We start from the raw sequence: 23,628 nt of genomic DNA, 5'->3' as shown, positions 1-23,628 counted from the left end.
CTATATAAGAACAAAAAAAGGAGCTTAATCGCCCCTCCACCTTTCATCCATTTCGGTTGCAAAGATATAAATAATCTATTCGACTACAAAACATTAAAGAAAAAAAGTATGAATTAATAGTCGTATATCAGGCACAAACACCAATATCTAATCATCAACCCAGGAATTCAGATAGTTTTGAGAATCCTTACAGCCTTGAGCTGCGGCTTTTTGGAACCACTTTTTAGCCTTGGCTTTATCTACTGCCACTCCCTGACCGTAAAACAACATGGTAGCAACCGTAAACTGAGCGGATTCCACCCCTCTCTCTGCCGCACGACAAAAATATGGGAACGATTTCGCAATGTCTTTTCTCACTCCATGTCCGTTATAATAAATTGAGCCCAAATTATTCAGCGCCAACGGATAGTCACTCTTTACCGCCTCTTCATAATATTCACGCGCGACATCGTAATCTATTTCCACCCCTTTGCCAAAATGGTACATCATTCCTAAATTATAAGCAGCGGCAGCTTCTCCCATACTTGCAGCTTTCAGGAAACACTCCTGGGCATCTTCAAATTTTCCTTCATCCAGGAAGATAATTCCCAAATCATTGATCTGCCCGGAAGTTATATTTTTAGCTTTCATCAGATATTGCTTTTCAGCCGTAGCCATATCCACAGAAATAATAACTGTCGAAGAATTGGAAAAAGATCCGCTATATTCACATTTCACTTTTTTCCCGTACTCACAGCTATAAACTTCCAGCTGATAGAAATCCTCACTGACAGAATAGTTACCAGTTTCATAAGCATCCAGTTTTCCTTTTCTCTCACCATTCAGGAATATTTCGGCAGCATGATCAGAAGTTACTTTCACTCTCCGCTTAACGAACAGCTGATTGAGCAGTTTTCCGAATAACCCCTGCGCACCGGCATTACTACCGTCTGCAGAAGCGACATTCGAAGCCGGTTGAAAGCCGGGAGGTGAAATTGTATCCACAGCCGGATGTTGCAACAGATCAAGTATGACCGCAGCCAGCTCACTAAACTTCTCTTCCGGATTAGGATAAGCATTCAGCCAGTGTTTATCATTCAGCATCAGTTTCATAGACCCTTTCAGATCAGTAGGATCTATGCGGAAAGGTATAATAGGCTTATTGCTGCTAAAGCCAATATTCAGTTCACTACGCACCCAGCGGGATATTTGAGACGTTTCAGAAAAGACAATCAGGAACACTTTACAGGTCACAATAGCTTCTTCAATAATATCACCATACTCCGCTCCGGGTCTTATGTCACGCGGAGCCATCCAACACTTGATCCTGTTACTTTCTAATGCATGACATATTGCCTGTGCCGTCTGTATATTGGCACTTGAATAGCTAATAAACACTTCATGATCCATAATCTTTATTGTATATATTCAACTTAGGTTTACACACTCCACGACACCGATACAATCCTGAATTCAGACGGATGTTGGTTGCTAAGATAATGAAATTCTTAGTAATACAAAAAATAATTGTATCTTTACACCGCAATAATTAAAAATACAACGGCTATGGCACATCATCTCAACACCAACAAACAGTTTATGGTCGGCAATGGCATTCTGGCTTTTGCCGTCATTTTTGTCGTAGTTATTTTCATTTATATGAGCTTACGCCTGCAACGGGAAAACCAGGCAGAACGACATTATATTGAAACTTATACGATCAGCCTGGTAAAAGGATTTGCCGGAGATTCCATTTCGCTGTTCGTCAATGACAGCCTTATCGCCAATCAAGTCATGCAGGAAGAAGCCTTTACGGTAGAGGTCGGTCGGTTTGCAGAACAAAGCGCACTGATGATTGTAGACAATAAAACGGAAATAGCATCCGTTTTCGATCTCAGCGAGAAGGGAGGAACTTATCAGTTTGAAAAAGAAACGGACGGAATCAAACAGCTTGCTAAATAAGAGTCTGCTTAATATCAGGAGTTCCTTATCCCAAGCATCTTATATCTCTGTGCGATACTTCTTCAATTCTTTACGCAAAGCAAGGGCCTTGCCATCTGTGAACCGGTTCAGCAAGTCCCAGAAACGCTCACCGTGATTCATCTCACGAGTATGGCACAACTCGTGCAGAAGCACATAGTCGATCAGGTGGGAGGGCAACAGGACAAGATAATAGGACAGATTTATATTTTTTCTCGCCGAGCAACTCCCCCAGCGTCCCTGGCTGGAGTTTATCTTCACGCTGGCATAAGACAATCCACATTGCGCCGAAAGATGCTCCAAACGAGGAGGAAGAATACTTTTCGCATTCCGCCTCAAAGATTCTTCAATCACTTTACGCAACCAGTTCTGTAAATTTTCATCAGTAAAATCCGCTTGAGGCGGACAAACGATCTGCATGACACCCAATCGCGAATTAGCCAAAAACTGCTCCTTTTCACCTAAGATGAGAGATAGTTTGAAATGCTCGGCATCAATCTTATAGTCCAAGTCAATCAACGGACGGGCAACCTTCTGACGGGAAAGCAGCAACTTACTACGAAGATTCTCAATAGCACGCTTCACCTCTTTCGTCGTGGTGCCGGGAGGTACAGAAACGTAGACCGCATCGCTTTTGGTACGGAACACCAAACTGCGGGCACGTGGATTGACACGTACTATCAAACTTCCCAATTCATCATCTTCTATCACTGTATCCATTTTCTCCTCCTTAACCGATGCTGCAAAAATAATAAAAAAAGAAGCCGGTGGCGAAAAAAGTGATATTCAATGCAACTTTATAGTAACTCGCAACGTCTAATCCATATAAACTCATATTAAAATCAACTATCAATTATGAAAAGAAACACATTGACTGCATGGCTGCTCGGAATAATTCTGATATTCTCCGCCACCTCCTGTTTTAATGGCCCTATTGTGAAAGGCAGTAAAAACTACATCACCAAAAAAGAGAATCTGGAACATTTCAATGACATCAGCATGTCCGGAAGTGCCAACATCATCTACCAGCAAGACTCCTCCTCCCGCATCGAGATTTACGGTTCGGACAATATCGTAGAACTCCTGGAAACAAAAGTAAACGGAAAAACATTGAATATAAAATTTAAAAAGAATGTCAATATCATCGACAAGGGCAAACTAGAGATCAAAGTTTTCTCACCGGACCTGAACGGACTGACACTCAACGGATCGGGTGGCATTCTCTTTGCGAACGGCATTCACACCGAGGGAGATCTTAAAGTAACGATTAACGGTTCGGGCAATTTAGGAGGAAGCACATTCGATACCGGACATCTGGCCATCTCAATTCATGGTTCGGGTGATGTCAGACTCAAACAAATCGACAGCAAAACCTGCTCTGCAAGCATTTCCGGATCGGGCAACATCACCCTTGACGGCATGACAGGCGCAGCAAAGTACAACATATCAGGTTCCGGCAATATCAAAGCTGCCGACCTGGAAGCTACGGACGTATATGCAGGTATCTCGGGTTCGGGTAACATCAGCTGCTTCGTCAACGGCAAACTAGGCGGGCACGTCAGCGGAAGCGGCAACGTCGCTTACAAAGGAAATCCTCAGGCTATTGATTTCCCTCACAAGAAGCTCCGCAAACTAGACTAAATCCATAAACATCCCAAAAACATAAAAGGGCTACTGCATCTCGCGGTAGCCCATTTATTTAGTTAGTTTCATTATAAAAAATTTGAGAGAATTGAAAACTTCACAGTTTCGCTTTCGATGTTGTTTTAATTAAAGCACACTAACTATATTATATGTTTAAAGCAAATGAAAATGTCTATTCTTTCATAACCTGCACCTTGTTGATCTTCGCAAGGCTGTCAGCCAATGCCTGATCTGCTTTCAGCTCATTTGACAGAGCTACCGACGGTGCGGTCAGCTGTTTACCAATGGTATCCGTTGCCAATACTCTTCCATCATCTCCGGAAAAAGAATGTTGCGCTACATTTCCTAATGAAAGGATGATTGCAATCACAGCAGCGACCTTGAACAGGGGGATGAATCTTCCTGTCAGTGTCAGACGCTTTGCCTTCACTACCGGAGTTTCCACCTGTGCCAGAATACGTGCGTCAAAGTCTTCGCCCAGTCCTACCTCCTGCTGAACCTGCTGATAAACAAACAAGTTTTTATAGCGGAGCAAATGAGCGGGTACTTCCTCCTTTGTGAAGAAGTCGCGCAACACAGATTCCTCCTCCACGGAAGTTTCGCATTGCCAATATCGCTCCAGGAGCTGTTCTATATCCTTATAATCCATATTCGTCAATTTCTAAATACCTTTGTTTTACCTTTTGTCTGGCTCTGAAAAGGTTCACTTTCACTTGTTCCTCTGTCAGATTCAGAAGGGTTGCAATTTTCTTATAGCTTTCACCTTCAATGTCCCTCAGTTGCATGATAAGCCGCTGTTTTTCGGGAAGTTCGTTCACCAGTCTATTGATAATGTTCATTTTCTCATCATGAACCAACTGGTCATACGGACTGTTTGCATCAGGTTCTTCCTCCATTTCGGGGGTGATTTCCACATTCTGAGCTTCTTTCTTCTGGCTCCGGTCTATAGCCAGATTCTTTGCCACTATCAGGCAATAGGCTTCAACCGATTCAAATTGCGACCACTCATCACGCTTGTTCCACACCCTTATCATGGTGTCCTGAACGACATCCTCGGCTTCTGCCCTATCCAGGGTTATTCTGAGCGCCAGTCGAAAGAGTTTATCCTTCAACGGCAAAATATCGTTTCGGAAGCTGATCTCTTGCATCTCTATAATAATGACGGGCTGGGATACGAAAAGTTACAGACGCCCATTACTTTTTTTTGAATTATTTTTTTATCCGCGTTCCTTCGTTGTCTTTAATCGCTGATGCTAAGGTAATTACAACTTCTGTAACTCCTGCATTAATTGCTTCAAAAGAATTCTCCAACTTAGGAATCATGCCACCTTGAATAACGCCGTCAGCAACGTATTGTTCGAATTCGGCACGGGTAATCTCAGGGATCACACTATCGTCATCATTCTCGTCACGCAGCACACCTTTCTTTTCGAAGCAGTACACCAGCGTCACGTCAAACAGCGCCGACAAAGCCTTTGCCGTCTCTCCGGCAATGGTATCCGCATTTGTATTCAGCATATTACCTTGACCATCGTGTGTCAACGGTGCCATCACGGGCACCACTCCTTTATGAATCAGATCAGCCAGCAAAGAAGCATCTACCTTCTCCACATCGCCCACGAAACCATAATCAACCTCTTTCACCGGACGCTTTACCGATCGGATCACATTCATATCCGCCCCAGTCAGTCCAAGAGCGTTCACTCCACGGGCCTGCAACCCGGCAACAATATTCTTGTTTACCAGACCACCATACACCATCGTTACCACTTTCAACGTTTCCGCATCGGTAATACGACGACCATTTACCATTTTGCTTTCAATACCTAGTTGTGCGGCAATCTTTGTTGCCGAGCGACCGCCGCCGTGAACCAGCACTTTATGTCCGCTGATGGCGGCAAAGTCATTCAACAACTGAAGAAGGGTGGCTTCCTCTTCTACGATTTTTCCACCCACCTTAATTACAGTTAGTTTTTCCCTCATTTTTTATTCAATTCTAATAAGTTTGCCGAATGGAGAACTCAGCTCCGGCACCTTGTCGGTTATTCTAAGTAAGTATAGCCGTAAAGTCCCGAACGATAGTTGGACAGAAACTCTTTACCCTCTTCCAATGATATCTTTCCTTCTTTTACAGACTTGGTCACCCATGTTTCAAGGGTACGTACCAGTTTTTTAGGATTATATTGTACGTAATCCAACACTTCCGCTACTGTCTCACCATCAATAATCTGTTCGATATTATATCCCTTTTCATTCACAGAAACGTGAACAGCATTCGTATCTCCAAACAGATTATGCATATCTCCCAGAATCTCCTGATAAGCTCCGACCAGGAAAACAGCCAGATAGTAAGGTTCTGTTTTCTTCAGACTATGCACAGGCAGATAATGAGCCACATTCCGGGTAGAAATGAAATTTGCAATCTTTCCGTCCGAATCACAGGTGATATCCTGCAGGGTAGCCGAACGCTCCGGCTTCTCATCCAACCGCTGAATAGGCATAATCGGAAATATCTGATCAATCGCCCAAGAGTCGGGCAAGGACTGGAACAATGAGAAATTACAAAAATATTTATCCGCCAGCAACTTGGACAATCCCCGGAATTCATCCGGCGCATGTTTCAAGCCTCCGGCGATCTGATTAATTTCCCGCGTAATGGACCAATACAAACGCTCGATCTGAGCACGGGTCTTCAAATCCACAATACCATGACTGAACAAGTCGAGCGCTTCTTCCCGAATCTGTTGTGCATCATGCCATGCTTCCAGCATCTTATTCTGGTTCAACGAATCCCAGATACTGTACAGTTCCTGCACAAGCTCATGTGCATCCGGAGCGATTTCCTCTTCATCATCCCATTCCGGAAGAGTAGCTGTTTCGAGCACCTCGAAGATCAAGACAGAGTGATGAGCCGTCAATGCCCGTCCGCTCTCGGTAATGATGTTCGGATGCGGGATGCCGTTTTTATCGCTGACATCTACCAATGTAGAAATGGAGTCATTCACATATTCCTGAATAGAATAGTTTACACTACCTTCACTATTGGAAGAACGGGTTCCGTCATAATCAACGCCCAGTCCGCCGCCGATGTCCACAAACTCCACATTGAATCCCATAGAGTGAAGCTGCACGTAAAATTGAGAAGCTTCGCGCAAAGCCGTCTTAATGCGACGAATCTTCGTCACCTGGCTGCCAATATGGAAATGAATCAGTTTCAGGCAATCTTTCAAGCCCTTGCTTTCCATAAAGTCAAGCGCTTCGAGCAGTTCGCTGGAAGTCAGACCGAACTTGCTGGCATCACCGCCCGATTCTTCCCATTTTCCACTGCCGGAAGAAGCCAGTTTAATACGAATACCGATATTGGGCTGCACATTCAACTGCTTCGCCATTTTGGCTATCAGTTTCAGTTCGTTCATCTTCTCTACTACGAGGAAGATACGTTTGCCCATCTTTTGGGCAAGGAGTGCCAGTTCGATATAACTTTCGTCTTTATAGCCGTTACAAACAATCAATGAGTCAGAATCCGTATTGACGGCAATCACCGCATGAAGTTCCGGTTTGGAACCGGCTTCCAGTCCGAGATTGAATTTCTTTCCGTGGCTGATAATCTCTTCTACCACAGGACGCATCTGGTTGACCTTAATGGGATAGATGATAAAATTCTCGGCTTTATACCCGTACTCTTCGGCAGCCTGCTTAAAACAGGAAGACATCTTTTCAATACGGTTGTCCAAAATATCCGGGAAACGCAACAGCATGGGAGATGCCACATCCCGCAATTGTAACTCGTCAACCAGTTCCTTCAGGTCGACGGTCACTCCATCTCTCCGCGGTGTAACAACAACATGACCTGCGTCATTAATACTAAAGTACGAAGTACCCCAACCCGTAATGTTGTAGAGTTCTTCAGAATCTTCAATACGCCACTTTCTCATTTTCTGTTATTCAGTGTTTTTAGTAAATAATTGGATGGCAAAAATACAGATTTATCTACAGGCTGCCAATTAATTGGATATTATTTCTTCCAATTGGTTTATATAACCGGTCTTAATTTATAATTCCAGCAGTTCCTGCAGACGTTGCACAGATGATTCAATCTGCCAGCGGTCTTCCAGTTCGTCCGCATTAAAGATATATTGCGCCTGCGTATAAAAAGGTGCGCGCTTTTCAAGCGCCTGAATGATGAAATCCATTAATTCATCATCTTCCTTTCCCTGAAGAATGGGACGTTGCTGCTTGGCAATACGCAAGCGTCTGAACAGCACATCGGGATGTACATTCAAGAAAACGGTTTTCCCCGTCCGGTTCATAAACTCCATATTGTCATAAAAGCAGGGTGCTCCCCCGCCTGTAGAGATAACGACGTTCTCAAACTCAGCTACCTCATGAAGCATATTTCTTTCCAACTCTCGAAATCCGGCTTCCCCCCGTTCCGTGAATAGTTCTCCGACAGTTTTATGAAAACGTTCTTCGATATACCAGTCCAGATCAATGAACGGGACATTCAGTTTGCGGGCAAAAGCCTTGCCCAAAGTAGTTTTTCCGGCACCCATATAGCCGGTAAGGAAGATACGAACCATAAATGATTAATTTTGCTCACAAAATTAATCATTTAATGAATAATGAAGAATGATTCTCTATTATTTAAAAACTTTTATCCGTTCTTCCAGTGGCTGGAACTCTTTTTCTCCCGGCTTATTGACGGGCACTCCAAACGGCATTTCCGCAATCAGATGCCAATGTGCAGGCAAATTCCATGCCCGACGCACCTCATCATCAATCAACGGATTATAATGTTGCAAGGAAGCACCGAAGCCCACATCTTCAAGCATGACCCAAACAGCCAGCTGATGCATCGCTGAGGTTTGTAATGACCATCCGGGGAAATTCTCCTGATAAGACGGGAAAGCTTCCTGAAGCCCCTTCACCACCTTCTGATCTTCAAAGAACAACACCGTACCATATCCACAGGCAAAGGAATTGTCAATCTTTTCTTCGGTTTTCGCAAACGCTTCTCCCGGCACAATCTTCCTCAACGCATCTTTTACAATGTTCCATAACTTTTTATGAGACTTGCCAAGAAGAAGCACCACACGGGTAGATTGAGAATTGAATGCCGACGGCACGTGTCTCACAGCCAGATTGATAATGCATTCTATCTCCTGATCCGGAATAGGTGACTGGTCGGTAATCGAATAATAAGTCCGACGATTCTTCAAAGCTTCACTAAAAGTTCTTTCCATAATGGCTCCTTTCTTAATTTTATTTTCTTAAACTCCTTATAAATTAGAACAAGCTTCTCTGCCAACTTGTTCGATTCCGGAATATATTTGTACCTTCGCACCGTCAATGCTGTTGACATAATCATTCATTATCAGAAAATGGCTAAAGAAAAGTTCTACGTAGTATGGGAAGGAGTGACGCCGGGAGTATATGCTTCCTGGACGGATTGCCAGCTCCAGATCAAGGGTTATGAAGGTGCAAAGTACAAATCGTTTGACACCCGCGAAGAGGCGGAACGTGCACTGGCCTCGTCACCTTACGCTTACATCGGCAAGAATGCGAAGAAAAAAACGGAAGCTGCCCGAACCGGTTCCGATACACTGCCTGCTTCCGTCATTGACAATAGTCTGGCAGTCGATGCTGCGTGCAGTGGCAATCCCGGTCCGATGGAGTATCGGGGAGTACACGTGGCAAGCCGCCAGGAAATTTTTCATTTCGGCCCGATGAAAGGTACAAACAATATCGGAGAGTTTCTGGCCATCGTGCACGGACTGGCATTGCTGAAACAGAAAGGATTTGATATGCCCATTTATAGCGACAGCGTGAATGCCATCAGCTGGGTGCGACAGAAAAAATGCAAAACCAAACTTCCCCGGAATGAAGAGACCGAAGAACTGTTTAAAGTGATAGAACGGGCAGAGAAGTGGCTCAGAGAGAACACTTACACCACCCGTATTCTTAAATGGGAAACCAAAGTGTGGGGAGAAATTCCGGCAGACTTCGGCAGAAAATAATAGCCGGAAAGTCTATTCTGCGACTTGATCAGCAGCCTGTTCCTTCTTATGTTTAAACACAAAGCGGAGCATCAGAAAATTAGTGGGAACAGCCACAGCGAGCACACACAAGGGAGCTATCTCCTGATCTACATTCAAATAGAGGAACAAATTGAACAATCCCATATGTATCAGATAGTTCACCAAATGGCTGCCTCCAAATCCCAAAGCCCTTTTCAAAGAAGGGTTGCTACGGAACGTGAAATAAGAAGTCAGAAAGAAATTACAGATAAAACTCGTCACATAGCCTATCGTGTAGGCAATATTCAAGTTGGTCATTTCGTATTCCTGCAACAGATAATAAACCCCATAATGTATTCCGGCGGCCAACGTTCCCACCGTGCAATAACGAATAAACTGGTAACGTTTACCCTTCGATTGAAATACTGATTTTACAATTTCCATTAGTAAGTAGTTTTAGTTTTATAGTTCAGTTCAGATGTTTCATTTTCATTCAGTCAGATGGACGCGCAAAGTCCTGAGTCAGTTGTTCCCACACTATTTTCAGCCATATCAAGGTACAAGGCAGAGCCTTCAGAGCATAAGGTTTCACATATTCCGCTCTTATGAATCTTGGAAAAAGATCGGTAGTAGACAAAGAAGTCAGTAGAATACAGAATATAAGCAATGACAGATTCAATATCGGTGTGGCAGCTTTTGTCGGTGTCTTTACATACCAGATTCCAACAGCAATCATGGCAGTCAGATAGCCATAGGTTTCAGTGCCGGTGCTAAATAGCACCATAAACAAAAGTGCAGAGGATAGAAACAAGAATCTGAAAGATTCATTTCCGTATTGCCGGATGCGTAAATAAGGAAGGGCAAACAAAATCATTCCGGGCACGATTATCCATAAATCGCTGAATGAAGCTCCCGTTATCCGATGTAACATACCCAGCAAAGATATGTTTTGATTGATGCTAAACTGATTCAGCCCATTCTTATAGACAAGCACATCGAGCCATTCCTTATACGAATGAACGACATATTCCGGAGAAGCATAGAGCATCGGAAGCAGAAAAACGATCACTGCCCAAAAGACTAATCCGCCGGCGAGTTTCATTTTGTGTTTCGAGAATAAAAAGAAAGCCAGTCCGACTATCCCATAAAGTTTGGTCATAGTCCCTAATACAATCATCAAAGCAGCCCAAAAATCCTTTTCTTTCTCGATCAGTACATAGGCAAAAATAATCATAGCCGTAATACCTATGCTATATTGCTGAGACAAAACAGCTGTAAAAACGTCATTTACAGAAACTAATATAACAACAGCAAATTGCCACTTTTTCAAATCTAACTTGCTGATAGCATAATAAAGGAAACCACAATTCACCAGGCACCAAAGGATCATCCCCAACGGTCTGGGAAGAACCGCAAAAGGAGAAATCAACGCAGTGAAAGAAATACCATACAGAAAGAAATCCTTCTGTTCCTGAAGATATTCTACATATAAAGGAGAAGAAGATATCGCATGCCAAAAAGACTGGCTAAATATAACATAATTGCTATATGTCCCCTTCATCATCAATGATAAACTGCAAGCTAATCCTACTCCCATCCACAAGATGAATAGAAAGACGGGATTCTGCACATATCCTTTCAACCTCTCCAACATATCATCAATAAGTTTTTTAGTTCATTTACAAATACCCCCTTTTTCATATCAGGCAACATCACTTCGCCTCTTAAGTCTACAGGAACCTCTTTGATGAAGGTGGTATCATCAAGAGAGGCCTTATATATAAACTCCGTATCAAACAAGAACTGTTTAATACGAGTGGACGCAAGAAAAGCTTTTCCCTTACAGTTAAAACCTTTTAATCCCCCCTGTGTATCTGTGTGAGTCAGCCCTAACAGCATAAAGTTCAAGAAACGTGAAGCATGACTCGCCAACTTTCTGCGGGTAGAAAGTTGTGAATAATACGTATGATTACGATTTGCTACAACTACATCATACCCTTCCTCAAGATATTTAATCACCTGACAAACAGACTCAATCTTATATGGAAAATCATAATCTGTATAAAGAGCCAGCTCTGAATCAGAATGTGCTATACCATCACGAACAGCAGCTCCTTTCCCTTGATTTATCTTATTGTCTACAATGATAGTGTTGGGTAAGTTATTTGTCAAACGAAGTACAGCTTCTTCCGTAAATCCGCGTTTGGAACCATCATTTACTACGATAAAGCGAATATTGTACCCGTTCAGCATCCCTTCCAACTCTTTATGTTTTTCAATCAGTTGCTGCTCCCATCCTTCATGAGGATTATAACAGGGCAATATGACATCAATCCGTTCATCATCTTTTTTATGTAGAAAAGGAGTTGGAGTTCTTGATGTATAGTCCTGAGTTAATTGTTCCCAGATGATTTTAAACCAAATAATAGCACATGGGAGAGCTTTAAGTGCAAATGAAGTTATGTATTCAGTCCTGAAATGTTTTGAAAAAAGAATACTGCTTGAAGACGCTGCCGTCAACGCAAAACAGAATAGCAATAAGCATGTATTCAGCACAAACGATTTTTTATACGTTGGCGTACTTACATACCATATACCCACACCAATTAGAGCTCCCACATATCCACATTCTTCCGTCCCCGTACTAAACAAGACCATAAATAACAGAACTGATGCCAAAAACGAAAGCCGAAAATTTCTATTCTCATATTGTCCAATACGCAAATAAGGTAATAAGAATAAAACAATTCCAGGAATTATCAGCCACATATCGCTATATTCAACAGCATGAGTAATCTTTCGAACCATTCCTAATAAAGAGATATTCTGATAAAAGCTCAACTCATTAACATCATTCTTAACTACAAGAATACTAACCCATTCTTTATAAGAATCAAATACATATTGTGGAGAAGTATAAAACATTGGAACTACAAATAGAACGAATGCCCAAAATAGAATTCCCCACAGAAAATATAATTTTCTTTTAGAGAAAAGGAAAAAAGCTAACCCCACAATCCCATAAATTTTGGTTAATGTGCCTAACACAATCATCAATGCAGCCCAAAAATCTTTTTTTCTCTCGACAAGAATAAAAGTAAAAAGAATGAAAGCGGCTACTGCTGCATTATACTGCTGAGTCACAACAGATAAATATAAGCCATTATATGACAACCAAACAATAATGGCTGTTTTCCATTTTTCAAACTCTAACTTTTTTATAGCAAAGTACAATAAAAGAGCATTACACAAACTCCACAAAGCAGAACCCACCATTGTTGGCATGATTGAAAAAGGAGCAATCAATAAAGTAAAAGGAATGCCATATAGAAATAAATCAAAATATTCTTTAGGATATTCTACATATAAAGGCGTTTGCTCCAAAGCATGAAAAAATGAACGGGAAAATATCAAGTAGTTATTTGCAAGTCCTTCTGTCCAGCTTACCCAAAATCCCCTGATAGCCACCCCAAACCACAAAATTGCTAATACAATAGGATTTTGCACTAACCTTAGTATAAATCTTATTATATCTTTCATTTCATTATATCCTTGTTTAGTTTTATATAATCTATAAAACGACCAAAACTAACATTCTTTTTCCTAAAATATAGGATGAAAGCATCCAGCCTTTTTTCCATTCCTTCTCCTGCATGATTCCTTATAATAAATGGCAGTTTCCATTCCGGATGTTCATTTAACGGATAAAATTCCCACGGATGAAAGTATGTCACAAAATATCCATCATGCCGATGAGTGTATTTACACAGCCAACGATAAAGTGAAGCAGGCAAATTATGGCAGGAAAGCCAAAATAAAGGAAAACGCAGCAAAGGAGTAACTGATGCCGGCATTTGCATCACACGGTCTTTTATAAAAGGAGTACGGGGAGTAGAAAGCCGCATATATCTTCCTGGGATAAATGTCGGATTCAAGGAAGAATTATATATATACCCCGCCTCATATACAGCTTTTTCCGACACAGGCATCATGCGTGCCTGCCGATAGCCATAAACTTTGGTTCCGGTGATTTCCTCCAACTGATCCTTCGACCTTTTCAGATCTTCTACTTCAAAGGTCCAATGATAGAAGCCATGAGAAGCAATCTCGTGACCTCCCTCCTGAATGCGCTTTATTATATCAGGAGCATGAAGAGCAAAATTTGCCGTACAGAAAAAGGTCGCTTTTACCTGATTCCGTTCTAAGCAATCCAAAATTCGGGTAGTCCCCTCTACAGAAACTTTAATTTGCTCTTCCATTGATATGTCCACCTGATGTTCTTTGGGCACATCAAATTCCTCAATGTCAAAACTTAATAAAATCATTCCAATATCAGTCTAGTTTACGTTTGTTGCTGTGAGTTGCTGCAAATATGCAGCCACAGCCTATAATGCTTGCATATCGTTTAGTCTTTTATAATAACCGTCTAATTCCAATAATTCTTCATGACGTCCACGCTCTACGATTTCCCCTTCATAGAGCACACAAATCTCATCCGCATTTTTGATAGTAGAAAGACGGTGAGCAATTGCAATCGTGGTACGCGTCTTCATCAATCTCTCCAATGCTTCTTGTACCAAACGTTCCGATTCAGTATCCAGTGCAGAAGTAGCCTCATCCAGAATCAGGATGGGAGGATTCTTCAGAATAGCACGGGCGATGCTGACACGCTGTCTCTGTCCACCGGAAAGTTTGCCGCCACGGTCACCGATATTTGTATTATATCCTTCCGGCTTTTCCATAATAAAATCATGGGCATTGGCAATCTTAGCGGCCTCTATGACTTGTTCCATAGTTGCATTTTCTACGCCAAAAGCAATATTATTGAAAAATGTATCATTAAAAAGAATGGCTTCTTGATTTACATTGCCAATCAAACTGCGCAAATCGGCAATACGTACATCTTTAATACTTGTACCATCGATGGTGATATCTCCTCCTTGCACATCATGATAACGTGGCAATAAATCTACGAGCGTTGATTTTCCTGAGCCTGACTGTCCTACCAAAGCAACTGTCTTTCCCTTTGGCACTGTTAAGTTCACATGTTTCAACACTTCTCTTTTACCATCATAGCTAAAGCTTATATCTTTAAACTCAATCCGATCATTCATTCCAGTCAATGGTTTCGGATTAGGAATTTCTTTAATATTATTTTCAGCCTTCAATATTTTGTCCACACGTTCCATAGAAGCAAGCCCCTTGGGGATATTGTAACCAGCCTTGGCAAAGTCTTTCAACGGATTTATCACGCTATACAAAATAACCATATAAAATATAAACGTTGGTGCAGTTAATGACGAATTATGCCCTAAAATCAAAGCACCACCAAACCATAATACAGATACAATCAAAATTGTTCCCAAGAACTCACTCATCGGATGAGCCAAAGCTTGTCGCATAGCCACTTTATTGACTGCATCACGGAGTTCATTACTACACCTCGTAAAACGATCTATCATTCTGTCTTCTGCAATAAACGCTTTGATAATACGCAAACCACCCAATGTTTCTTCCAACTGAGACATTGTATCACTCCACTTACCTTGTGCCTCCAGTGATTGACGCTTTAGTTTTCTTCCGACCTTACCCATCAGCCAGCCCATAGCCGGCAATACCAAAACGGTGAAAAGAGTTAACTTCCAGCTGGTAGCAATCAATGTTATAAAATACAATATAATCATGATAGGGCTCTTTATCAACATGTCCAATGAACTGGTAATAGAGTTTTCCACCTCTCCCACATCACCACTCATACGAGCTATAATATCTCCTTTTCTCTCCTCTGAGAAAAAGCCCATCGGCAAACGCATTACCTTCGCATATACCATGATACGGATATCCCTGACAACTCCTGTACGCAATGGAATCATCACAGCTGAAGATGCAAAATAACAGGACGTTTTAAATAAAGTCATCAAAGCCAGAAACAGTCCCAGAAAAATCAAAGCAGTAGTAGGACCATTATCCTGAATCATTTGGGAAACATAATAATAGAAATTATTTATCGCAACATCTTTAAAACCGGCAGTTCCCCATTCCATATACTCATATACCTTATTATTCTCTCCTGTTTTAAACAAAATATCCAGAATCGGAATTAACAAAGTAAATGAAAACACATTGAATACAGCTGACAAGATATTCAGCAAAATAGCCCATCCGATATACTTCTTATATGGCGACACAAAACGTCGCATCAGTTGCAAAAATTCCTTCATTATTTGAAATAAAATAAGTTAAGGCTGCAAAGATACAATAAAACTGTCTAACAGTTGAAGGTTTCTTTCAATAATTAATACGAATTATATAATAGCCACCTTCTTGACCATTTATTCGTCTATTTCACTCCAACACTACTCATTATCAAAAGATATGGGCACCACATGATAATAAACCCCATGAGATCTCCGGTACGATTTCACTCCCAACTTTTGCAGAATACGCCCCAAATAAGATACTTGCCGAGGTGAAAACTTCATCTTACTAGCCTTCTGTATTCGTTGTAGCAAATCCGCAGCAAGCAACCATTCTCCTGCCTCTTCGTCGGCCGCCGCCCGATAATATACCTGAAACAATTGCTCGATCGCAGGAGACTGCTCAAACTCCTGATTAGACTCCGTCATAATAGCTTCCTCTTCTTCATCAAACCAATACCGTTCATTTTTATAAAGCGCCGTCATTGCTTGTGCATAAAGCTGCTCATAATCAATGGGACGCACCACATCAATCACTCCCGTCACTTCGACGCCGATAAAACGGCGACTACCGGAAGTGTCTGTCAGTAAGTCTTTATGATTACTCGTCCCGATAAAAGAAGCATACCGGCGGAGTGATTCCACAGCTGACGCATTCGGGCGACGGGTATTAACAACCGGTTTTTGCAAAATATGTTTAAGGAATGACTGCTGATTGACACCTATCTGATCAAACTCATCCATATTGATAAGAAGAAAACGATTCAGATACAACTCGGCGTCCCTTTTACGGCTAAAGTCAATGCTGTCCGTATAATACGCCTGCAAACACGGAGGCAGAATCAGACGGCAAAAGGTAGACTTACGATAAGCCTGCGGACCGATTAGAATAGGTGAAGTACTGTTCGCATGATTTTTGTCAACTCCACGCCAGTGCGCCACTGTACTGAGAAACCAACGACGAAAAAGTTGTCCCCAATGAGGATTATCACAAGGAACTCTTTCAGCCAGGTCACGGATGTGGTCTTTACCGTCCCAATGGGGAAGATCATAAAGAAATTCCTCGACAGGGTGATAAACGGGAACATGATCGGAATTCAGATATCGGACCACATCCTTATCCCAAAGTTTGATGCCCTCATACATCGCATTCATCGTAATACTTGCCATCACCCGTTTGTCTATGGGGCGAAAATAAAAGTTGAAACTGTTCCGCTCACGGTATTCCACGCTCGAAGTCAGCATATTGAAACGAAACTCATATCGGCGTTTCATAAACTCATCTGTCTGCATGACAAACAATTGCTCCGGCAGCAAACTACTTTTATCGGCAAAACCCTCGCACGTACCATACACGTTCTTCACCGTCTCGCGAATCAGGAATTCATCTTTCGGTAAACGATAATGAGCACGTGCCCATCGCACGGTGTCTTCCTGTGGAATACCGGCACGAAAACACTGCTCAGCCAGACAAACAAGCAATGAGTGTATATCATCGCCTGGGCGGTATCCTTTTTGCTCGGCCAATGCCCGGGCAAATGCTGCTTCAAAAAGAACAGAAAGTGCTTCGTAACTATCATATCCGGGAACAAGCCGCTGTAAAGGAGAAGCCTGCGCCTGTACCTGCTCTCGATAGGTGGTTTCCCCCGGCAAAGATGCTGGCTGTTTCAGATAAACAGGCATGGCTTCGGGATTAAAATACAGCTCTGGGTCGAAAGTCAGTCGGCAATACTGTTCCAGCGAAGGCTCTCTTAATTCGATATCAAACGGGAGTTGGGGCTGGTAATATTTCACAGCCAGACGATAAGCATGCGCATGAAAGACTTCCGCCTGTTCGCGATTATCAGGCAGACGATTGTCAGGATACGTAAAACGAACCCATATCTTTACAGACTTTCCTGAAGAACCGATAAAAGCAAGATACGTCTGAGGCAGTTCCTTCACACACTCCTTCACCTCATCAGCTTCCATACGTCCGGACAACCCGTTGACCTGAAGCATAACGATTCCATTATATTCGGCCATCGCCATCACCCCGTTTTTTCTGACAAAAGCTGCCGCCGGAAGTATCTTCGGGACCCTCTCTATATAATCATTTTTATCACCGGGAAGTATATAAGGCAGGACTTCTCTCATATTAGAGACCAGTTGTGCTTTAGTTTCCTTTTTCATCTGCTCTACGAGCTGTTCAATCTTCAACGTACGCATCGTATTTACTTTGCCATCGTCTCTCACTTGTGTTATTCTCATTTTTTCTTTCGCTGTTTGTCCTGCTTGCGTTGTAGGGCAATATATATTTTGCACAAAAGTACTGTAAACATTCTATGTAAACAAGTTTCTGATCATAAGTTTCATTCCCATCTCCTCTCCCTCTACTAGAAAAGAAAAAATATATTTTAGTCTCACGGTCTCACTACTTTTACATAATCATCAAATAATTAATATATTATAGGATGAGAGATACTTTTTACAGAGGTATCTCTCATCATTCCCTCACTGAAATTACTCTATTCTAACCTGTCTCTCACCTTCTTTTGTTTATCTCTCATTCTGCTTTCCAACTTCCATTATTTAATTTCAGACCTATACATTTCTCCTTTTAGAAGTACTTTAAGGCGCATATATTTTACCATTCATTATCATGCAAACAATCCTATAATTGCTTGTTTTACAACTATTATTGTCGTATCTTTGAAGGACGTTATTCATCATACTACCCGGGTGAACCGACCTGTTCACCCAGGTACACAGATACGTTCTCGAAGGTGCAATGATCGGTTCACCCGGGTAGAACGATGAAGATGTCAGTAAGATGACACGCAGATAAAGGCTTTAAATGCCGAAGAGATAAGTAACACCATATATAAACAACAGATAAACAACAATTAAGATGGCAGTACAATTCGAATTTTATAAGAATCCCGTTCAGGGAGAAGAAGAGGGGGAAACAAGTTATCATCCCAGAGTCGTGAATTTTCAACACGTGACTACCCAAAGACTGGCAGTCGAAATTCACTCGGCAACTACCTTTGGCAAGGCCGAAGTGGAAGCAATGTTAATGGAACTCAGTCGGTGCATGGGCAACCACTTACGCGAAGGGCAAAGAGTACATCTTGACGGGGTCGGCTATTTTCAGATCACATTACAAGCAACAGAGCCGATACATTCCATGGCCGCACACGCTGACAAAGTGAAGTTTAAATCGGTCAGTTTCTTGGCGGACAGAGATTTAAAAGGTGAGCTTATAGGTATGCATGCACAACGCTCAAAGTATAAACCCCACTCGGCTACCCTCTCCCAGGAAGAAATAGACAAAAAATTAACCGGGTACTTCGCTACGCATACGGTTTTGACCCGCTCTGATATGCAGTCACTTTGCCAATTCACACACAGTATGGCGGCGCGCCATATTCGCAGGTTGAAAGAAGAAGGTTCTTTGCAGAATATCGGAATTCGTACGCAACCGATTTATGTGCCGTGTCCAGGACATTATGGGAAATAGTTGTAAAATAGAATGAGAGATAGGGTAAAATAGGGTAATTCCAGTGAGAAAAGAATGAGAGATACCTCTGTAAAAAGTATCTCTCATTCTATAATATCCTAGTTATTAGGTGATTATGCAAAAGTAGTGAGACCGTGAGACTAAAAAAATTCTTTTATAGCAGACTTAGATATAATCACAACACCCAAAGAGGAAGCACAAATGAGCTTCCTCTTTTACCTAATATCGCTTATGGAATATCTTGAATAATTCCTTCCCAACTATCAATCCCTATTCGAGATAAATACTGTTCAAAATAATCATCTTCTTCATCTGTATCCGCTTTTTGATAGGTTGTCCATACAGGCTTGGCTTCACCATTATGAGGTGCATCGGCATACTTACGCAATCCCAAACAAGCACCATCTCCCAAATGGTCAAACCAACTATGCCATTGTATGCCATTAATACCGTCCAAATTGTTAATCTTCTTCCAACCATAAGCAAATCCGGCAGCCTGATCCTGCAAATCATCATCTTCATAAGATGGCGAACATGTGCCCGCTTCAGAAAGCCATACAGAACGTCTGATAGTTCCTTTATATTGATTTCGGGATGTTTTCACCCACTTATCCAACACTTCCAAATTTTTCAAGGTCACATATTCCGTATCCATAGAATAAGTTGCCTGTTCATCATCTCCAAGTACACGGGTTACCTAACTGAGCCGGGTAACTATGACACGCCAATGACCAGAAGAAATCACCTTCGCTTTCACTGAACTGATTCATAAAGTCGAGCATATCTCTTACTTTATACCAACCGCCACCGGCAGCGATATTCCATCCATGCGAGAAAGAGATAAAGACTTCTGAGTGCTGGTCATATTGATGCGCAATATTATAGCACATACGCATCGAACGGAGATAAGTATCCATAAACGTGGCAATCGGTTTGTCACCCATATTGGTCCAATGACTTCCTCCATCCACTTCGTTATGTATAATCCAGTGCGCTATGCGCATATTAGGGTCACTATATCTTTCTGCCAGGAAGTCAAGTGCTGCAGCGTAACAATTTGTAGACTCTATTGTGGTCATATTGGGCATTGTATAAGGAGCTATACCATTAAAATCCGGATGTTTCAAAAGAGTACCGGCATCTCCGGTAGGAGGAACCAGCAAAATACCTGCTACAGAGATTCCACGTTTACTCGTTTGCTCCAACACAGCATCAAATGAACTCTTCATATATCCCTCATTAAAATAATATGTCCTGCCACCGTAAGTATGCGGAATATCTCCTTCCTGTTGAGAAAGATGCATGAAATGAGAAATAGGAATGTTGATGGTGGCACTGGCAATACCCAAATCATCCAAATCAGATGCAAGGAATCCATGGTTTATCAATCCTCCCAACCCCTTCTTAGATTTTAAAGGAATAGCCTCAACACTTTGTTTTACGTGTATTTTATCCACGTTCGCATAGCGGGCATGAGAAACAATCTCATCCTTGGAAGCTCCTTCTTTGTATATAGCCCACTTAGACAATAAACGATCATACTTATAGTCACCTATAGTAACATATCTATCCAACTGAACGTTAAAAGAGCCGTTTGATAAAGGTGTTTTATTTTCCACCTTTTCCACTTTGAACATATCCACAAATGGTGGAATCTCTCCCAAGAAGAAAGTACCTTCTCCCGTATAGTTACCTTGAATACTGATCGTACTCTCTCCTACCACCACATCAGTTACATGGCAATCATATTCTTTATTCAGATAATCTTTAATTCCTTGTTCGTACTTCTCTTTATTAAGTGCTTCATTATTCTCGTCCTCTTCCGCCTGTTTTTCCTCATCATTCATCATACGTAGGCGTATATTACGCATTTGTATGATATTATTAGGCTGGTCTCCAAAATCCAGACGCAGAAAATCTTTCACTTTTCCCCAATCAAACTCCTGTCTATATTTCTTTAGACGAACGCTGAATGAAGCCCATTCCGTAGAAGCAGGAACGGTTCCCGCACTCATGCTATGAGTAGCATCAATCCCATTTTTTGCATCAGCAAAAAAGAGTTCAAGGTTACTCATCCCCATTTCCGTCTGATATTCAAATTCAAGAACATTACATTCTTCGGGAACATCTTCTTTAAACAAACCGGCAGTCGCCCAAGGATCACCATTAGTAGTTTCTATCGTATAACTACTGTCTTCATTCTGAGTTAACGTTACTCCCGACTTATAGGGCCCATCCAATAACATATAAACAGGCGGGATAACAATATCCTCAGGAGGAATAACTTCTCCCCCATCATCTTCAATAAAGTCATCATTACAGGAAGACAAGTTCATCACAAAAAATGCCATTAAAAACAACATGCCACATCGCCCTAGCAGGCGTTCAGGCCTTCTCGTAAAGAAAACTTTCAAATTTTCCATAATTTCAGTTTTAGTTAATAATGTCGTTGATTAAAAATTCTCAATAATATTCCAATCAGGAATTCCAATTAAAGGTAAGAATTGTTCGAAGTATTCATCTTCTTCATTTGTGCCTGCTTTTCGATAAACTTCCCACACAGGTTTGGCTTCCCCTCTGTAAGATTCATCCAAGTATTTACGCAATCCGAAGCAAGCTCCGTCTCCCGGATGATCAAACCAATTATGCCATTGTAGCCCATCAATCCCTTCCAATGCATTGATTTTCTTCCAGGCGAAAGCCAAACTAGCCGCTTGCTTCTGAAAATCTTCATCCGAATAAGTAGGAGAATTTACTCCAGCCTCAGAAAGCCAGACAGAGCGCTTAATAGTCCCTTTATATTTATTTTCTTTGGTAAGCGCCCACTTACTCAGAACTTCCAGATTCTTAAACGTAATAAATTGGGTATCCATGGAAAACGTTGCGTTCGGATCAATCCAAACACATGGATTCGTCAAATCCTGAGAATAGCTATGATAAGCTAATCCCCACTGAAAGTCCCCTTCTACCCGACTATAAACATTCAACAAATCAATGATTTCCTTGCTTGTATAGAGCCACCATCCCACATTCGCTATCTGTGTCCAGGAATGTGTAAAGGAGCCCAAAACCTCTGCCTGCTTATCATATTGGCGTACTATATTATAACATATACGCATTGATTTTATATAGGTGTCCGTAAATACAGTAAGAGGTTTTACTCCCATATTTGTCCAGTCTATACAGCCGTCTACCTCATTATGCATAATCCAATGAGCTATACGCCCGTAGCGATTGTCCGCCGTACAATATCTTTTCGCCAGAAAATCAAATGCCGCCGCATAACAATTCACCGATTCCAGAGTAGTCATATTAGGCATTGTATAAACCCCTCTTTCATAATCCGGATGTTGCAACAATGCCCCCAAGTCAGGGTCTACACATTTAGCTGCCGGTTCGACAAGAATGATGGGAGCAACAGCAATATTCCGTTTGGCTGCTTCTAAAAGAGGAACGTCAAGCACAGTCTTGAGGTAACCTTCATCCATATAATAGGTTCTTCCCCCATAAGTATGCGCAATATCTCCCGCTCTTGGCGTCAGGTGCATAAACTGAGTGATACAAACATTAATCGTAGCACTGCTTATCCCCAACGAAGTAAAATCCGATATATATTGGTTAGGAATAATTCCACCCAACCCTTTCTTTGAAGTCAGTTTGATAGCCGGAAGATTCTGAAACGCATGAATTTCATCCGCTTGATGCGCATGAGAAACCAGTTGGTCTCTTTCTACTCCCTCTTTATAAATAGCCCACTTTGACAAAAGACGGTCATATAACGCTCCATCCCTTTCTACATAGCGCTCTAACTTAATTTCAAAAGATGAATCTTCTAACTTCAACTTATAAGGAGCCTTCTTCACATCTATGATATCCAAATAAGGAGGAATCTCACCTAAAAAGAAGTTGCCTTCACCGGTATATTCACCAGTAACGCAAACGGAAGATTCCATTACTGAGACCTGAGAAATTTTACACGAATAGCTTTTTCCCAAATAAGCATTCAGATCTTGTTCGTGTTGAATATCTTCTTCGTCAAAAGGAGATTCAGGTATCTCCTCTTTCTCTTCCTCGTGACAGGAAGAAACAATGAAAGGACAACAGGACAGAAACAAAAGAATAATAAACGACTCAATATAAGCCTTTCTCATTTTAAAAAAATGACTTTTCAATAGCTCCATAAGTAAACTGTAAAAGGGTTTAGGTTTAATTATACAAATATAGAGCTATTAATATGAACACATGCAAAATCCTACTTCTTTTTACAATTTTTATACACAGCAAAAAATATTACTACCGAAAAACATCT

General features: G+C 41.6%; 19 protein-coding genes and 1 pseudogene. 4 read left to right on the top strand and 16 right to left on the bottom strand.

The annotated features are described in order from the left end of the window. Nucleotides 1–147 precede the first annotated feature (147 nt). Nucleotides 148–1,389 (bottom strand): toll/interleukin-1 receptor domain-containing protein, encoded by a 1,242-nt coding sequence (locus tag BT_RS17215; RefSeq protein WP_008767603.1) that lies wholly within the window; start codon nucleotides 1,387–1,389, stop codon nucleotides 148–150. 156 nt (nucleotides 1,390–1,545) lie between these two features. On the opposite strand from BT_RS17215, the gene BT_RS17210 reads away from it, so the two are divergent. Further along, nucleotides 1,546–1,941 (top strand): hypothetical protein, encoded by a 396-nt coding sequence (locus BT_RS17210; protein ID WP_008763662.1) that lies wholly within the window; start codon nucleotides 1,546–1,548, stop codon nucleotides 1,939–1,941. Between the two features lie 39 nt (nucleotides 1,942–1,980). Here BT_RS17210 and BT_RS17205 read toward each other — a convergent pair whose 3' ends face one another. Continuing rightward, on the bottom strand, nucleotides 1,981–2,679 hold the full coding sequence (locus BT_RS17205; RefSeq protein ID WP_008767602.1) for a SprT family zinc-dependent metalloprotease: 699 nt from the start codon (nucleotides 2,677–2,679) through the stop codon (nucleotides 1,981–1,983). 135 nt (nucleotides 2,680–2,814) lie between these two features. Here BT_RS17205 and BT_RS17200 point away from each other — a divergent pair, with 135 nt between their 5' ends. Continuing rightward, entirely contained in the window at nucleotides 2,815–3,600 is a 786-nt protein-coding gene (locus tag BT_RS17200; RefSeq protein ID WP_008767601.1) for a head GIN domain-containing protein, read from the top strand. A gap of 175 nt (nucleotides 3,601–3,775) precedes the next feature. Here the strand turns inward: BT_RS17200 and BT_RS17195 are convergent, their stop codons facing one another. The 6 genes from BT_RS17195 to BT_RS17170 form a co-directional block, all read right to left on the bottom strand. Next, a complete protein-coding gene (locus BT_RS17195; RefSeq protein ID WP_011108812.1) occupies nucleotides 3,776–4,252 on the bottom strand; it encodes a hypothetical protein in 477 nt (158 codons plus the stop codon). Beyond that, nucleotides 4,242–4,751: an RNA polymerase sigma factor gene (locus tag BT_RS17190; RefSeq protein ID WP_008763658.1), complete on the bottom strand. Its 510-nt coding sequence runs from the start codon at nucleotides 4,749–4,751 to the stop codon at nucleotides 4,242–4,244. The genes BT_RS17195 and BT_RS17190 overlap by 11 nt, the downstream gene beginning before the upstream one ends. A 61-nt stretch (nucleotides 4,752–4,812) precedes the next feature. Then, the gene (gene argB / locus BT_RS17185; RefSeq protein WP_008767599.1) at nucleotides 4,813–5,586 is read right to left on the bottom strand and encodes an acetylglutamate kinase; all 774 of its coding nucleotides are present in this window, start codon (nucleotides 5,584–5,586) and stop codon (nucleotides 4,813–4,815) included. Nucleotides 5,587–5,645: 59 nt separating this feature from the next. Next, nucleotides 5,646–7,538, bottom strand: coding sequence for a biosynthetic arginine decarboxylase (gene speA / locus BT_RS17180; protein WP_008767598.1), 1,893 nt, complete (start codon nucleotides 7,536–7,538; stop codon nucleotides 5,646–5,648). A 117-nt stretch (nucleotides 7,539–7,655) separates the two neighbouring features. Further along, complete coding sequence (locus BT_RS17175; RefSeq protein WP_008767597.1) at nucleotides 7,656–8,183, bottom strand: shikimate kinase; 528 nt, start codon at nucleotides 8,181–8,183, stop codon at nucleotides 7,656–7,658. Between the two features lie 60 nt (nucleotides 8,184–8,243). Then, nucleotides 8,244–8,846: a nitroreductase family protein gene (locus tag BT_RS17170; protein ID WP_008767596.1), complete on the bottom strand. Its 603-nt coding sequence runs from the start codon at nucleotides 8,844–8,846 to the stop codon at nucleotides 8,244–8,246. A gap of 138 nt (nucleotides 8,847–8,984) precedes the next feature. Between BT_RS17170 and BT_RS17165 the strand changes: the two genes are divergently transcribed. Beyond that, nucleotides 8,985–9,620: a viroplasmin family protein gene (locus BT_RS17165; protein ID WP_011108811.1), complete on the top strand. Its 636-nt coding sequence runs from the start codon at nucleotides 8,985–8,987 to the stop codon at nucleotides 9,618–9,620. Nucleotides 9,621–9,632: 12 nt separating this feature from the next. Here BT_RS17165 and BT_RS17160 read toward each other — a convergent pair whose 3' ends face one another. The 6 genes from BT_RS17160 to BT_RS17135 form a co-directional block, all read right to left on the bottom strand. Further along, complete coding sequence (locus tag BT_RS17160; RefSeq protein ID WP_008767594.1) at nucleotides 9,633–10,064, bottom strand: GtrA family protein; 432 nt, start codon at nucleotides 10,062–10,064, stop codon at nucleotides 9,633–9,635. A 49-nt stretch (nucleotides 10,065–10,113) separates the two neighbouring features. Next, nucleotides 10,114–11,274 carry a glycosyltransferase family 87 protein gene (locus BT_RS17155; protein WP_008767593.1) on the bottom strand — a complete coding sequence of 387 codons (1,161 nt, stop codon included), beginning with the start codon at nucleotides 11,272–11,274 and terminating at the stop codon, nucleotides 10,114–10,116. Then, entirely contained in the window at nucleotides 11,259–13,160 is a 1,902-nt protein-coding gene (locus tag BT_RS17150; RefSeq protein WP_008767592.1) for a glycosyltransferase 87 family protein, read from the bottom strand. Before BT_RS17150 ends, BT_RS17155 begins: the two co-directional genes overlap by 16 nt. Then, on the bottom strand, nucleotides 13,157–13,945 hold the full coding sequence (locus tag BT_RS17145) for a polysaccharide deacetylase family protein (RefSeq protein ID WP_008767591.1): 789 nt from the start codon (nucleotides 13,943–13,945) through the stop codon (nucleotides 13,157–13,159). The genes BT_RS17150 and BT_RS17145 overlap by 4 nt, the downstream gene beginning before the upstream one ends. A 60-nt stretch (nucleotides 13,946–14,005) precedes the next feature. Continuing rightward, nucleotides 14,006–15,841: an ABC transporter ATP-binding protein gene (locus BT_RS17140; protein ID WP_011108810.1), complete on the bottom strand. Its 1,836-nt coding sequence runs from the start codon at nucleotides 15,839–15,841 to the stop codon at nucleotides 14,006–14,008. Between the two features lie 135 nt (nucleotides 15,842–15,976). Then, nucleotides 15,977–18,067, bottom strand: coding sequence for a BT4734/BF3469 family protein (locus BT_RS17135; protein ID WP_011108809.1), 2,091 nt, complete (start codon nucleotides 18,065–18,067; stop codon nucleotides 15,977–15,979). A 640-nt stretch (nucleotides 18,068–18,707) separates the two neighbouring features. Here BT_RS17135 and BT_RS17130 point away from each other — a divergent pair. Continuing rightward, nucleotides 18,708–19,319 carry a DNA-binding protein gene (locus BT_RS17130; protein ID WP_011108808.1) on the top strand — a complete coding sequence of 204 codons (612 nt, stop codon included), beginning with the start codon at nucleotides 18,708–18,710 and terminating at the stop codon, nucleotides 19,317–19,319. A 229-nt stretch (nucleotides 19,320–19,548) separates the two neighbouring features. Here BT_RS17130 and BT_RS17125 read toward each other — a convergent pair. After that, a pseudogene (locus BT_RS17125) lies at nucleotides 19,549–21,742 on the bottom strand (DUF5722 domain-containing protein). Between the two features lie 30 nt (nucleotides 21,743–21,772). Then, nucleotides 21,773–23,470, bottom strand: coding sequence for a DUF5722 domain-containing protein (locus tag BT_RS17120; protein ID WP_162303098.1), 1,698 nt, complete (start codon nucleotides 23,468–23,470; stop codon nucleotides 21,773–21,775). Nucleotides 23,471–23,628: the final 158 nt, after the last annotated feature.

It is taken from the genome of Bacteroides thetaiotaomicron VPI-5482, assembly GCF_000011065.1.
GTDB classification, from domain to species: domain Bacteria; phylum Bacteroidota; class Bacteroidia; order Bacteroidales; family Bacteroidaceae; genus Bacteroides; species Bacteroides thetaiotaomicron.
Note: the sequence above shows the minus strand (reverse complement) of the source record. Positions and strands in the feature narration are given on the sequence as shown.